The 13,345-nt window shown below is 63.8% G+C and carries 13 protein-coding genes; all 13 read right to left on the bottom strand.

The window, feature by feature from the left end; all coding sequences use genetic code 11:
- Positions 1-27 precede the first annotated feature (27 nt).
- Positions 28-387: a DUF6804 family protein gene (locus ABTU82_RS15145; RefSeq protein WP_407174027.1), complete on the bottom strand. Its 360-nt coding sequence runs from the start codon at positions 385-387 to the stop codon at positions 28-30.
- On the bottom strand, positions 344-1,372 hold the full coding sequence (locus ABTU82_RS15150; protein ID WP_407174028.1) for a cytochrome c oxidase assembly protein: 1,029 nt from the start codon (positions 1,370-1,372) through the stop codon (positions 344-346). The genes ABTU82_RS15145 and ABTU82_RS15150 overlap by 44 nt, the downstream gene beginning before the upstream one ends.
- Positions 1,373-1,456: 84 nt before the next feature.
- On the bottom strand, positions 1,457-2,368 hold the full coding sequence (locus ABTU82_RS15155) for a cation diffusion facilitator family transporter (RefSeq protein WP_407174171.1): 912 nt from the start codon (positions 2,366-2,368) through the stop codon (positions 1,457-1,459).
- A gap of 31 nt (positions 2,369-2,399) precedes the next feature.
- Positions 2,400-3,383, bottom strand: coding sequence for an NAD(P)-binding domain-containing protein (locus ABTU82_RS15160; protein WP_407174029.1), 984 nt, complete (start codon positions 3,381-3,383; stop codon positions 2,400-2,402).
- 645 nt (positions 3,384-4,028) lie between these two features.
- Positions 4,029-5,726: a bifunctional copper resistance protein CopD/cytochrome c oxidase assembly protein gene (locus ABTU82_RS15165; RefSeq protein WP_407174030.1), complete on the bottom strand. Its 1,698-nt coding sequence runs from the start codon at positions 5,724-5,726 to the stop codon at positions 4,029-4,031.
- Between the two features lie 215 nt (positions 5,727-5,941).
- Positions 5,942-6,484, bottom strand: a complete 543-nt coding sequence (locus ABTU82_RS15170; protein ID WP_407174031.1) for a vitamin K epoxide reductase family protein — start codon at positions 6,482-6,484, stop codon at positions 5,942-5,944.
- 80 nt (positions 6,485-6,564) lie between these two features.
- A complete protein-coding gene (lnt, locus tag ABTU82_RS15175; RefSeq protein WP_407174032.1) occupies positions 6,565-8,151 on the bottom strand; it encodes an apolipoprotein N-acyltransferase in 1,587 nt (528 codons plus the stop codon).
- Positions 8,123-8,797, bottom strand: a complete 675-nt coding sequence (locus tag ABTU82_RS15180) for a DsbA family protein (RefSeq protein ID WP_407174033.1) — start codon at positions 8,795-8,797, stop codon at positions 8,123-8,125. Before ABTU82_RS15180 ends, lnt begins: the two co-directional genes overlap by 29 nt.
- Complete coding sequence (gene resB, locus ABTU82_RS15185; protein ID WP_407174034.1) at positions 8,794-10,503, bottom strand: cytochrome c biogenesis protein ResB; 1,710 nt, start codon at positions 10,501-10,503, stop codon at positions 8,794-8,796. Before resB ends, ABTU82_RS15180 begins: the two co-directional genes overlap by 4 nt.
- Positions 10,484-11,227: a cytochrome c biogenesis CcdA family protein gene (locus tag ABTU82_RS15190; protein WP_407174035.1), complete on the bottom strand. Its 744-nt coding sequence runs from the start codon at positions 11,225-11,227 to the stop codon at positions 10,484-10,486. The genes resB and ABTU82_RS15190 overlap by 20 nt, the downstream gene beginning before the upstream one ends.
- A complete protein-coding gene (locus ABTU82_RS15195; RefSeq protein ID WP_407174036.1) occupies positions 11,224-11,838 on the bottom strand; it encodes a TlpA family protein disulfide reductase in 615 nt (204 codons plus the stop codon). The genes ABTU82_RS15190 and ABTU82_RS15195 overlap by 4 nt, the downstream gene beginning before the upstream one ends.
- On the bottom strand, positions 11,835-12,308 hold the full coding sequence (locus ABTU82_RS15200) for a signal peptidase II (protein ID WP_407174037.1): 474 nt from the start codon (positions 12,306-12,308) through the stop codon (positions 11,835-11,837). The genes ABTU82_RS15195 and ABTU82_RS15200 overlap by 4 nt, the downstream gene beginning before the upstream one ends.
- Before the next feature lie 50 nt (positions 12,309-12,358).
- Positions 12,359-13,132 carry a copper resistance CopC family protein gene (locus ABTU82_RS15205; RefSeq protein WP_407174038.1) on the bottom strand — a complete coding sequence of 258 codons (774 nt, stop codon included), beginning with the start codon at positions 13,130-13,132 and terminating at the stop codon, positions 12,359-12,361.
- Positions 13,133-13,345: the final 213 nt, after the last annotated feature.

A 13,345-nucleotide genomic window follows, 5' to 3' on the forward strand; every position in this document is an offset into this window, starting at 1 on the left:
GTCCATCTGCATCTCAGCGGTCACCGCCTACTTGTTCACGACACGCCTGGTCTTGATCATCGATCCAGCCACCACGCATACGCCTGCGGCCGCGATGTGCGCTGCCATCCAACCCTGTCCGCTGACCGGCAGAGGGTAGACCGGGTTCCACGCGATGGTGATAGCCAGCATCACGGGTGCCCACCACCATTGGCGAGCTTGCAAGGCAAACCACCCGATGATTACGGCCAGGATTGCGACTATGAAGCGCACAGCGAGATAGAACTCCTGGTCAATCAGAGCGATGCCCGCTAGGAGCACTACTGCTGCGAGAACTCCCGGAGCGAATGCATTGCGTTGAAACTCAGATGGGGTGCGTTTTGTTCGGGAGTGCATCGGTCTCTCCATGAGGTTCTTGATTCTTGTTTCGGTGGCCTTGCTGGGTCGCCGCTAGCCTTGCGAGGTCTGCGAGGTGGCGGTTGTATGCGTCGAGGTCTGGGTCGCCATCACGGTCCGCGCGGGCGTCGGCGGCGCGAGCACGGCGAGTGTCATCCATGAACCAGCGATGTAGGAGAACGACCAGGATGACGACAGTTGGACCTTCGCCGTACCCCCAGGCGAGGCCGCCCGCGACGCCCTGGTCCTCCAGAGGGTCGATGCCCCACTCCGCGGGAGGGTTCGCGAAAGCGTCGACGAGCACGGTCGTGCTCATCATGATGATGACTCCGAAGAAGACGTGGAGGACCATCTCGACAGAGACGTCGAGAATGCGTGCACCGTGTCCGTGGCGGGTCGGCAGCGGGTCGTCGCTCAGCGCAGGGATGGTGAACAGCATCCCCGCTACCAGGAAGAAGATCTCAAGAGTGAGGTGCCCTCCGGTGGAGGCCAACGCCGAGCTGGCGATACCCGTGAGGTACAACCCGTAGTAGCTCATCAGGAAGAGCGGGATGGTGACCGCTGGATGAAGAAGGTACCGAGCAAACGATGACCGGAGTCCGACGAGCGCCGCCCTCTGAACGATCCCGCCCAGCCCAGAATGACCCACAGCGCGGAGAAGGAGCCTCCCTGGTGACCCCCAGACCAGGAGCGGCGGGACAGCAATCATGAGAGTGAGCTGCTGAAACATGAAGACGGAGAACAGAACCGTGCCGTACGAATCGATCTCCGTGCCCGTGACCACCAGGAGCAGCGAACACCCAGAGAGGAACAAGACCGTCCTCCCCAGCGACCACCGGTCCTTTCGCCGCCAGAGTCGCACGGCGCCCCACAGATAGAGCAGTCCAAGGACAACCGCGACGACAGGGAGCACCGGTGGCGCGTGCGTCTCTGGGACAAGCATCGTGAGGAGGGAGGGTGGCGCCTCAGGGATGAACGCTCCTTGCAGCCTCGTCATCGAAGAGACTCCGTGCCGGTCACGCGAGCACCCTTCCGAGCCCTCAGATCAAGGCGGCGCGACCGGGTAGCTTTCGTCGCAGCTTCAGCCATGAGGTAAATGGTCTTCTTCGTAGCTCGCCGGCTCGATCTGGAAGGTTGAGTGTTCCACGCTGATTGGGAAGTGCTCTGCGACGCACTGCTGCAACGAACGCAGCAGCGCTCCCCCGTCACCGTTCCTCAGGTACTCGTCCTCCACGACGACATGCGCGGTAAGCACGGGGAGGTCCGTCGAGATGTGGGATGCATGCATGTCATGCACTTCCACCACGTGTGGCAATTCGAGGAGGTGTGCTCGCACGTCGGCGAGGTCTAGTCCCTTGGGCGTGGTCTCGAGGAGCACACTTCCGCTGGCGCGCATCAGCACAACGGTTCGCGGAACGATGAGCAATGAGATCGCAATGCCTGCGAGAGCGTCCGACTGGTTCCAGCCCAGGGTTGAGATCAGAATCGCGCTGACAATGACGGCGACAGACCCCAACGCGTCGTTGAGAACCTCGAGGAACGCAGCCCGCATGTTGAGGTTCTCTGAGCGCCCGCCAGTCAAGACGACCAGGGCGACGACGTTGGCGATGAGTCCGATAATTCCGAACAGGAGAAGGCTGCCGGACGCGATCTCGGGCGGTTCGAATAGTCGTCGCACGCCTTCGACGAGTGCGAACATGCCCACGCCGAAAAGCAGCGCTGCTTGAGTAAGAGCGCCAAGGACCTCCGCTCGCCGGAACCCCCACGTGTGACGATCTGATGGCTTCCGATTCATGAGGTTGGCGGCCGTCAGCGCGAGAGCAAGTCCGATGACATCTGTGAGCATGTGCGCCGCGTCAACGAGGAGCGCAAGGCTCCCCGTGAGCACAGCACCGAACACTTCGACAATAAACACCGACGCGGTGATGCTGAAGGCAATGACGAGACGGGAGCGAGGCGTGGTCTTGCTGCCGTGGGAGTGTTCCGCGGTCATGGTTGTCTCTCCGAACTGTCGGGTTTGCGGATCATGGGCGTTCAGCGATCCGGCGAGCGACGCGCTCAGCGTGACGCGCAATTGTGTTGATACGGGGTGTGTGAGGGTCGCCGTATCCGGGGATACCGACCGCATAGAGTCCTGGGATTGAGGAATCGACGGCCCGCCCTCGATGAGGCGTCACGGAGTCGGGCAGCCACGCATCGCCCGGTAGATACCCGGTAGCAAAGACGACCGACTCCACAGTCAGGCTTGTGAGATCGCTGAAGGTGACCGTGCGCCCTGCGGCGCGTACCACGTGAGGGCGGATGGAGATGTTGCCCGCCGCACGCGGCCCACCGTCCCCTTCGGAGGCCGCCCTAGCCTGGAATGCACGCAAAGAACGGTTGATGCGCCGGTTACGCGTTGAGACGATCACATCGCCGTGGAGAGCGAGTTCGGAAGCGATCTCGACGGCGGCGTCGCCTCCTCCCACCACGAGGACCCGTCCGCCAGGAAGCTGCCGAGGGTAGAGGTAGTCGTGGCTGTGCATCGCTACACCGGTTACAGCCAAGTCGTACGCCCAGTCGGGCCGTCGCGGGCGGGCGTACGCGCCGGACGCTGCAACGACGTTGCGAGTCTGGATCGTGCCCCGGCTCGTGACCAACTCAAGCGTTGACCCCTCCCCAGGCTTCCGAACGCTCAGAGCTCCGGTCCGCCACATTGGCTTGATTCCGAAGGTGCGCGCGAAGCTGGCAAGGTAGTGCCCCATCTCGTGCGCCAGTGGGCGCCGCGTCGGGTCACCAGGAAAGGCGAACCCTGGCAGTGCGGAGTCACGAGCGGTCGTCTGAAGCCTCAACGAGCGCCATCGACGATCCCAGGTGCGCTCCTCGACGCGGGATGCGTCAATCACGGCAAAGTCAGCCTGAGGTTGGAAGCCATGAGCTACCAGCGCGGCAGCGACCGCGAGGCCGGACTGGCCCGCGCCGACGATGATGGCCCGGCGCCGGGAGAGCCCGTCGATGTGGCCGGTCATGAGCGCGGCCGCCGCGCCGCGTCGGAAGTACGAGAGATAACAATTTTTGCTGCGGAAGGCAGCGACAGGGTAGGGCTTTTCACAAACACTCCTTATAGGGCTACAAAAGGACACGCCTTCGGCCCCGGCGAGATCAGGCCGGGGATCAGGAGGGGTCAAATGCGGCTAACAGAGAGCAGCGTGAGGGAAGGAGGGCGCGAGGACGCCAACGAAGCTATCGGGGGCGACGAGGGGGGTCGGGGCGACACCTCGATGGGTGACGGGCGGTGATTTTGACGGCGCAGATGGTGGGCGGCGACGATAGCAAAGCAGCTGACCGCCAGTAATACACACACGGCGGTGAGGGTGAGCGCTGCCGACTCGACGGCGTCAGAGGCGGCCGCTGACCCGACGGGCGCAGTATCGGTCGTTCCGGCCCCGTCTGCCACCGCGACGGCTCCGACCACGACTGGGTCCTGATCGTGATGGGCGCTCAGCGTCATCACCGTGATGGCGAGAAGAAGGACCGCGGCGGCAATGAATCTCATTGTCAATATGGCCGGAGATACGTGGGCGGAGGGGACCCTGTAATCCGCTGCGCGCATTACCAACATTGTAAGCACGGCCTCATACGAAGAGTGCGCTCCCGGTGAACAGGCCCTGACATCATCCCGCGGAGCTCGTCGTAGACGCAGCTAAACCTCTTGGCGGCCGCTCCTCATCACGGTGGAGCAGGAATATGCCCGCCAGGATTGCCACGGGCACAACTCCGAAGACCGAGATCAGGATGCCGCCTGTGGCCTGGTCTGCGAGGGACGACGGGCCCCATTGCCTCCCCATCGCACCAAACCAGTCAGCCATAAAAAGCCCCGGCGAAGTGATGATGGAAATCCCCACCAAGCTGAACGACGCGATGACGGCGACCAGCGCGAAAACACGTCGATAGGTCGGCACAACTGCGGTCCTGACGAACGCCGCAACGAAGAGACACCCGGCGACGAGGAAATGGGCTACTAGCCACTCGTACCCGAGCGGATCCGTCAACGCCCACCGGAACACACCGGTGTAGTACGTGGTCCACAGCGACACGATCAGGATGGCCGACATGACGTAGCCGTTGGTGAGGATACGAGCGGCCGGGCTCTGGACGAGCCAGAGTATCCATTCGCGGCCTCCTCGAGACCCGTCTTGACGAGGAGTGATGGCATGCACGGCCAGCGTCACGGGAGCACCGAGTACGAACAGCAACGGAATGGCCACGGCCAATACCGTCAGTCCCAGCGCATTCAGGCTGTAAAGATACTCGCGGTAGACGCTGATTGGACCCGAAGTCACCCACAGCAGAGCCAGGGATCCACTGCACCAGAGAACTGTTCGGTGGGGCGACCACGAATCGCCGCGCAGCCGTAGGCGTCGAACGCCGGCGAGGTAGAAGAACACTCCGAAGCCCGCGACGAGCACCCACAGGGGGTCGATGCTCGTGCTGGTGAGCCATACCGACGCGGTGAGTTCCGGCGGTACGACGTTCCCGGTCAAAACCTGCGCGGCGCTTTGAGCGACGGGTGGTTCGTTTCCGCCGGGAGTCGGCGTTCGCGCTAGCGCCGCAGCTGCGCCGCTGGCTATGCCCATAAAAGCGAACTCGAGAACAATCAGACCCCAAAACCGACGGGACCCGGACGGCTGTCCTGCGCGTTCGATGAGGTGCCGACGATAGCGCGCGCCGAAGACTCCCAACACAACGAGAGTCCCTGCCTTGACGAGCACCAGCGCACCGTAAGGAGACCACAACGCATCCCATCCCCCTAAGCCGATGGAGGCCCGCACCGTCCCCGACACTGCGACCACAACGAAGGCCCACAGCGCGATGGACGAATACCGCAACAGAGTTGGCTGCGACGCAGCCCTCTCGAGGACTGGTCGCAGCACCACAAGGAGGACCAGCCCTCCCAGCCACACGGCGGCAGCGATGGTGTGGATGATGAGCGACATGACTGCCGCCTCGTGGCTGGCCTCCTCACCGGCATGGCCTTGAGTTGCCATCGGCACGAGTGCCGCCATCGCCAGCACGGTGACGAGGAGAGTCGGCGCCCACGCCCGCACAGCGAAGGTCAGAACGGTGAGTATGGCCCCGCAGATCGTCGTAATAAGCCAGGCGCGACCGAGCTCGGTTTCAACAAGGAACCTCCCAAGTTGTTGCCCGAAAGCAGGGGCGGGCGTCGGTACGGCGGGAATGACGTTGAGAAACGTGAAGAACGCGGTCGCCGCCGACCCGACGGTGAAAACCGCTGCGCCGATGGATGCCGTGTCCAGCGCTACGTCGAAAGGGCGGGTTCCCGAACGGAGTGCGAACAGGGCAAGAACCATAGAACCCACCATTGTGGCCGCGGAGAGGTTCACCAGCAGCTTCGCAACGGGGAGACTCCACCGCACGGTCGCTCCAGGATCGCCGACCGCCAACGGTGCCGCACCGTTGCCGACCGCTAGCGCCGCGATGAGTACGAGCAGAGCAGAGACGACCAGCACGAACGGACCCAGCAACCTCGTTCCGCTGGCGGCACGCGTCGAGCGAGTATCCGCTTTCACAGGAGGCTCCCGATGACGTCTAGTCGCAGTTGCGCTACGACTGCCACCGTGACGTACGCAAAGAGGGTGACGAGCGTGAGCCAGGGCCAGAGAGCTTTCCCGAACCGCGCTGCGCGGGTGCCGAAGACTCCTGTTCGGAGACAGCGACCGACGGTGAAGACCCATAGCGGAATGGTGACGACCCACACGAGCAGGCACCACGGGCACAGGGTCCCGAGCACGAACACGCTCTGACCGATGAGCCACACCACGAATCCCAGAGCGAACGTCAGCCCTAGCGAGAAGCTCATCCAGAACCACCGAGCAAGCCCCGTCGTCGCCATGATGACGACTCCGACGGTGACGACGACGGCGTAGCCCATAAGGCCGAGGAACGGGTTGGGGAAGCCGAAGGCTGCTCCTTGCGCACTGTCGAGGTTGGCGCTGCACTGGACCAGGACAGAAAGGTCACATCCGAGTGCCTGTTGCGGGTCGAGGAGCTTCTCGGCCTTCTCTATGGAGAGCGCTAGAGCGGCGACCAATCCGAGCAGTCCGGTCACGAGAACAAAGATTGCAAAGCGCCAGTCGCTGGGCGCCGACACGACGGGTGAAGCTCGCTCGAAGGCGAGGTCACTAGGGCTCATGATTTTCCCTTCCGGGGTGCGCGGGTTCTGAACCGAGCGTGGGTCGAGACGACGAGACAGAACGCAACCCCGCCGACGGACAGAAGTACCTCTATCGGCCGGCCGAATTGCACGGCGGGGGTCGTACCGTCGCGCAGCGGCAGGGTCGTCACGGCTGACGCGGTGGTGTTTATGGGGAGTGCGTGGATGATGCTCCCGTCCGGAGCAATCGCCTGGCTGGTTCCGACGGTAGAGACGTTGATGACAGCCCGCCCGGTTTCGACGGCTCTCATGCGTGCGAAGGCGAGCTGTTGAAGGTTCTCGTCGGTGTTGCGGAAATCGGCATTGTTGGTTTGAAAAATGAGTACTTGTGCCCCCGCCGCCGCGCTCTCCCGGATGACATCGTCGTAGATGACGTCAAAGCAGATCGCGAGGCCGACACGGGTGTCGTTCACCCTCATGATTGGCGGGTTGTCGCCGCGCGCATACTCCCGTTTGATGAGCCCCACGAGCTCCGGCGCCACTGCCTCGAAGAACCAGCGATCCGGCACATACTCACCAAACGGCACCGGATTTCGCTTGTCGTGGACCTGCGGCGTGGGCGCAGTGGGATCCCACAGGAGCGACGTGTTGAAGGTCTGCCGGTTGCGGTCGGTGGCTGCGTTCACAAGAACGGGCGCCCGCACGGCGCGCGCGACCTCGTCGAGGATCCTGGCCGTCTGGGGGTTTCGTAGGGGGTCGCTGTCGACGGAACCTTCGGGCCACGCCAACACGTCGACGTCTTCGCCGAGCAGACCGTCGGTCGCATCGACGTAGGAGGCGAGGATCTCTCCCGGTGACCGTCTGTCGAAGTATCCGGAGGGTCCGTTCCCCTGCACCCACCCGACCGTGAACGACCCTGCATCCGTTGTAGGGAACTGGGGCGCGAGCACCAGTACGCAGACGGCGGCCGCCGGCATGACCGCGCTGCGGAGCCCCGCGACGCGCCAAGCGCGAACTGCTTGAAGCGCCGCCGCGCTGAACGCCACCAGAAGGAATGTGAGCCCGGCTATCCCGGTCCAGGACACGATCTCGACCAGAGGCCCGTTCGACTGCGTGATGCCGAGCCGCGCCCAGGGGAACCCCGTGTAGGGCCAGGAGCCTGCGACTGATTCCCGCAGCACCCATACCGAGGCAATGACAAGCGGGAGAACGATGAGTCGGGCCCACCGTCCATGCAGCCTGGTTTCGCCCCACCGATAGGCCCACGCGATGAGGGCGCAGCCCGCTGCGACGATGACGGTTTGAAACGAGGCGAGAGCCAGCCAAGGCACCGGGCCAAGGAAGCTCCCCACCCAATCGAGGTGAAGCAGGAAGAAGGTCGTCCCGTATACGCCTCCGACGAGGAAGGCGCTACGCGTTCTGCGCCCGATGAGGGAGAGCAGGATGAGAATGACGCTCGGGATCGCTAGCATCCACAGCCCGGAGGAAGGGTAAGCAAGATCGAGGCTGACACCTGCGAGCACCGCCGTGGCGACGGCCCAGGGAAGGGGAAGGGAGGCGGACTTGGTGGGCTCGGCGCTGGGCCGAGGGTGCTCAGTCCGCGATAGCGCGGTCGATTGCATCGGTCAGGTCGGTGAGCTGGGTGAGCTGGAGCTGTTCACCTTCGAGGAAGAAGGTGGGGGTGCTGGAAGCGCCGAGGGCCCGGGCGTCGTTGTAGTCCTCCTCGACACGGGCCCGTGTCGCGGGGTCGGCGACGGCAGAATCGTAGGCGACCATATCCAGACCCAGTTCCTCTGCGTAGGAGCGGAACCGTGCTTCCTCGGAAGTTTGCTGCTCGCCCCACTGCTCCTGGGTTTCGAACATCTTGCTGTACATCGGTTCCAACGCGTCTTGCTGGGCGGCGGCCTCGACAGCGATTGCGGCGTTCATAGCGTTGAAGTGTCCGGGCAGCGGGAAGTACCGGATAGCGAAGTTGATCTCTCCGGCGTACTCTTCCCGCAGCTGTTCGATGACGGGATAGAAGGCGCCGCATGCCTCGCATTCAAAGTCGAGAAACTCCACCAGCGTCGGGGCCTCGGGCCCGACCTCGTCCAGGACATGTGTGCTTGTTCGGGTCCCGGGTAGCGCACCCTCTGCGCCTGCGGGATCCGGTGCTGCGGGGCGTGAGGCGAAGGAGTAGACGACTGCGGAGATAGTGAGAAGAGCCACGACGATGCCGGCGGCGATTGTGGCTTTAGCAGGGGTGGACAGAGTCGATGTGCGGGTCATGAGTCTTCCTCGCGGGTCGGTGATGGGATGGAGGGTTGTATCGCGGAGAGGTGAGCGTCACGGAGTTGCAGTACCGCGGGAGGGAGCTGCGGGTCTTCTCCGCGTGCAAGGCCGGCGTATTCAAGACGAAGTGTGTGGGTGTGACTGGACTGGTCGAGGGTCGCTTTGACCCACAGCCGCCGGCGCGGGATGAAGAGGCCTGCCATCAGACCAAGGGTCGCGACCATGGCGAAGAGGAGCACCCAGGTTGCCCCGGCGTCGTGCTGGATCTGCAGCGACGCGAAACGTTTGACCGTGCCGAGGGGGTCGGTCCCGGCGGACGCGTCCTCGAACGTGACGGTGCCCCAACCGTTCGGGAGGTCTGCGGTTTGGCCCGGGCCGAGTTCGATGGAGTCGCCGCCGGTCTCACCTCCGGTGAGCTGGGCCATTCCGGAAGTGTCCAAAGTGTAGACAGAGCGTGGTGTGCCGTCGTCGATACCGAGATCCCCGGAGAAAACGTTGAACGTCACGACGGGATTGAACAGGTCTGGGTATATCGACGCGTAGGCGCCTGTGGAAAGAGCTCCCTGCGTGGGGTAGAAGAAGCCGACGAGTCCGACCTGCTCGGGGAGCCCGTCGGGGACTTTGATGATGCCAAGGGAGGTCATCATCGAGTCCTGTGGGAGGAACGGTTGCGAATCGCTGTAGACGACGTTTCCCTCAGCATTGCGGACCGTGATGGTGGGGGCGTAGCCATTTCCCAGGAGGAAGATTCGATCCTGAGACACGGTGAGCGGCGAGTTCACGCGCACCGTCTTCGTAAGGGTCTCGGCGGTGCCAGGCGTGCGCACGGTAACCGCGGCGGCGAAGTCTCCTGCCTGACCAGCGCCTGCAGATCCCGGCGGGACGTACTTCACGTCGAAGGCGTCCAGCGTCATGGAGTACGGCGTCAACTCGGTTCCGTCGATGAACCGACCAGGGTTGAATGACGAGTAGTCGCTCAACGCGTTAACGAAGGTGGTGCCTTCGACGATGACCCGCTGGCCGGTGTAGGTAAAGCCGCTACCTAGCAGCACGGAGACGAGTACTCCGATGAGCGCGACATGGAAGGTGAGGTTGCCCGTCTCTCGGGCGTAGCCCCGTTCGGCAGATACGGACCAGCTTCCTTTGGTGTCGTAGCGCTTGACGCGGTAGCCCCGTGACTTTAGGTGGTCGGTCGCGACGTCGATTGCTGCGGTTGCGGACGCGTCCGGATTGCTGCCGCCGTCGACGAGGACGTGGTGGTAGTTCTCGAGCCTGCCCAGCCGTGCGGGAGTGCGCGGTGGTGCGGCTCGCAGTGCTTTCAGATGGTGGCGGGTTCGGGGTATGACGCAGCCGATGAGGGAGATGAAAAGGAGAAGGTAGATCGCGGAGAACCACGATGAGCTGTAGAGGTCGAACAGCTGGAACCAATCCAGAACGGGGGCGGCTTCTGGGTTGTTCCGGAACCATTGCGTGACTCCGTTTGGGTCGGCGCTGCGTTGGGGGAACACAGAACCGGGGACGGCGGCGAGGGCAAGGAGAAGAAGGAGGACAATTGCGGTCCTCATACTGGTGAGCTGGCGCCATCCCCAACGAACGTATCCCCACGGTCCCAGCGCTGGACTGGAGATGGGTTCCGTGGTGTCTGACTGGTCGATGTGGTCCGCGGGGCGGGAACGGTCAGTGTCAGATCGGGAGAGTGACATTCACCATCACCCCCTGCAGGACGGACATAAGAGCGCCCCAGACTCCCGTGACCATCGCGATGCCCAGCAAGATCATGACCGTGCCGCCAGCGATGTTGATCATCCGGATGTGTCGTTTGACGAACGTCACCGAACGCATCGTCCACCCGGCGCCTAGCGCGAGGAGGAAGAACGGGATGCCGAGTCCGAGGGAGTATGCCAGCCCGAGGATGGCGGCGCGGAACGGGTCGCCCATGTTCCAGGAGACGGACATGATTGCCGCGAGCGTCGGGCCTATGCAGGGGGTCCACCCTACGCCGAGGGCGATGCCGAGCAGTGGGGCGCTTGCAATCCCGAGATTTCGGCGCGCTTTGGGGCGGACCGTGCGTTGCGCGCCTTTGAAGACGCCGAGGAAGGCGAGTCCCATGGCGATCACGAAGACGCCGAGGATCCGCGTGATTACGGCGGAGTATTGAAGGAAGAAGAGCCCGAGAACTCCTCCCAGAATGGTGACGGACATGAACACGGTGGTGAAACCAGCAACGAACAACAACACGCCCAGGAGCAGAGGGCCTCTCCCGCGGCTGCGGCCGGTCGGCGTGGTCATCGACGAGGTCAGGTAGCCGAAGTAGCCGGGAACGAGAGGCAAGACGCAGGGCGACACGAACGAGATCAGACCGGCGGCCAAAGCAATGGCGACGGCGACCCACAGAGCCCCGTCAAAGACGAGCATGCCGAGGTTCATGGCGCCTCCTCGAGCGCGTCTCGTACGAGCGTCGACAGAATCGAAGCGGTGGGAAGTTGTCCGATGATGCGGGCCGCTACGCGCCCGTCCCGGTCCATCACGAGGGTGGTGGGAGTCGCTTGAATGGGTGTAGCCGCTGCGAACGCGAGTTTGACGGACCCTTCGTTGACGTCGATGACGCTGGGGTAGGTGATGCTGTTGTCCTCGGCGAATGACACTGCCGTTCCCGGCTGGTCGTAGATGTTGATCCCGAGAAAGCCCACGCCCGCCGCTTGGTTCTGTTGCCACACCTGCTCAAGAAGCGGTGCTTCCGCGATGCATGGCCCGCAAGCGGCGTACCAGAAGTTCACGACGTACACGCGGTCGCGGTAATCGTCGCTGGAGATGGTCTCCCCCCGTTCGGAGACACCCTCGAATACGACCGGGTCGCCTCGTTCGGCGTCGGGTATTTCTACGACTCGGAAGTCACCGGAGATGAAACCCTTGTTGTCGCCTTCCCGATACTGCGTACTGAGGTTTTCGTTCGCGGCGCAACCCGCGACGCCCAGCACGACCGCGGCCGCGGTCAGCGCGCTGAGGAGACGGTGTCGTCTCCGAGCCGACACCGTCATTCGGGTGCCTCTCTCTCGGCGGGTGCGAGGCGGCTCTGCGGCGCCTGGACCCCTCTCCGGGCCCGGCAGAGCTCCCAGCCAAGCACTCCAAAGCCAACGGAAAGCGCGGCGTCAGCAATGTTGCCGATGAACAGCTCGCCGTACGCGAGGAAGTCTGTGACGTGTCCGATTCCAAACCCCGGGGGCGCGAACAGTCGGTCAAGGAGATTGCCGATGGCTGCTCCCCAGATCAGACCGATGCCTGTTGCCCACGAAGGGGACGTGGTGCGTAGGGCAGCGCGTGTCAGGAAGAGGACGGCGGCGAAGGTGATGACAGTGATGATCCCTGTCGAACCTGCGCCGAGGGAGAATGCCGCCCCGGGGTTGAATGCCAGTTGCAGCCCCAGAGCATCCCCAAGTAATGGCACCCGTGTCGTCGTGGATAGGGTCGCGATGGCCAGTGCTTTGGTGGACTGGTCGACGAGAACCACCGCGGCAGCCGCCAGGCAGGCCCAGGCGAGAGCGCGCGCGCGGAGAGGCCTCACGGTTGTGCGTCTCGCCGGCGACGTGCGTTGCGAACAAACAGCACCACGATCAGCAATGCGGCGAGCACGATGGTCGCGCCGGTGATGAGGAACACCGGCAACGCTGATCCGCCGCCGGTTGGTTCCCCGTGACCTGCAGTATTGACGCTGTCGGTTTCGGTTGATGAGTCGGGACTGGGGCTCGCGACCGGCGTAGTTGTGGACTCTGTCGGGGTCGCGGAGGGGGTGGCGCTGACGACCGGGATCACGTCGAAGGTGTATTCACCGCTCGTGGGGTGCCCATCGCTGGAGACGACCCGCCACAGGACGGTGTACGCCCCGGCGGGGGCGTCCGCGGATAGGTGCTGCGTGATGGTTTCAGCAGCGATCTCTGGTTCGCCTTCGCTGTAGACGGTGCCGTCTTGGCCGGTGACCTGGATGATGCCGCTGCCGCCTTCCCCGAGAAGCTCAGCGCTGAAGGTGATGGAGATCTCGTCGGGGACGGTGTCGACGGAGGACGACGCCGCCGGGTAAGAACTGACGATGCTGTCGTGCGCCGATGCAGGGGACGGGAGAAGAATCATCCCGACGGTCGCGAGAACGACCGCGAGGACTGGGGCGAATAGGTGCCGAGGACGGCGCGGATGGGCGGGCTGTGAACGTGCCATTGGTGGGTACTCCGAAGACTTGAAGAACGCCCAGACCGCAGCGAAGAAGCCACGAACGGGCAGAGACGGTTGAGGACCGACCCGCGGGCGTCGTCGAAGACGCGCGGGCCGAATGACCGTCAAGTTCGGAGAATCGCCAGCTGGGAAAGAGTCAATGGAGGAGCAAGGAAACGCGTGCGCGGCCAGCTGTGCTGGAAAACGACGGCAGCACGAACGGGTACGCGTTGTAGACGAAGCCACCGAGCACGCCGAAGCACCAGGAAGAAGAGCGCACCGCAGAGCAAACCGAAAACGCACAGGGCGCCGGCGGTCATCACACTCGCGGCGTCCGCCGAT

The sequence above is a fragment of the Microbacterium deferens genome (assembly GCF_045517775.1).
Lineage (GTDB): Bacteria > Actinomycetota > Actinomycetes > Actinomycetales > Microbacteriaceae > Microbacterium.

Excerpts from the sequence above, each read along its gene's own strand:
- ABTU82_RS15145 (WP_407174027.1), bottom strand. The coding sequence starts at position 387 with ATGGAGAGACCGATGCACTCCCGAACAAAACGCACCCCATCTGAGTTT.
- ABTU82_RS15150 (WP_407174028.1), bottom strand. The coding sequence starts at position 1,372 with ATGACGAGGCTGCAAGGAGCGTTCATCCCTGAGGCGCCACCCTCCCTC.
- ABTU82_RS15155 (WP_407174171.1), bottom strand. The coding sequence starts at position 2,368 with ATGACCGCGGAACACTCCCACGGCAGCAAGACCACGCCTCGCTCCCGT.
- ABTU82_RS15160 (WP_407174029.1), bottom strand. The coding sequence starts at position 3,383 with ATGACCGGCCACATCGACGGGCTCTCCCGGCGCCGGGCCATCATCGTC.
- ABTU82_RS15165 (WP_407174030.1), bottom strand. The coding sequence starts at position 5,726 with ATGGTTCTTGCCCTGTTCGCACTCCGTTCGGGAACCCGCCCTTTCGAC.
- lnt (WP_407174032.1), bottom strand. The coding sequence starts at position 8,151 with ATGCAATCGACCGCGCTATCGCGGACTGAGCACCCTCGGCCCAGCGCC.
- ABTU82_RS15180 (WP_407174033.1), bottom strand. The coding sequence starts at position 8,797 with ATGACCCGCACATCGACTCTGTCCACCCCTGCTAAAGCCACAATCGCC.
- resB (WP_407174034.1), bottom strand. The coding sequence starts at position 10,503 with ATGTCACTCTCCCGATCTGACACTGACCGTTCCCGCCCCGCGGACCAC.
- ABTU82_RS15190 (WP_407174035.1), bottom strand. The coding sequence starts at position 11,227 with ATGAACCTCGGCATGCTCGTCTTTGACGGGGCTCTGTGGGTCGCCGTC.
- ABTU82_RS15195 (WP_407174036.1), bottom strand. The coding sequence starts at position 11,838 with ATGACGGTGTCGGCTCGGAGACGACACCGTCTCCTCAGCGCGCTGACC.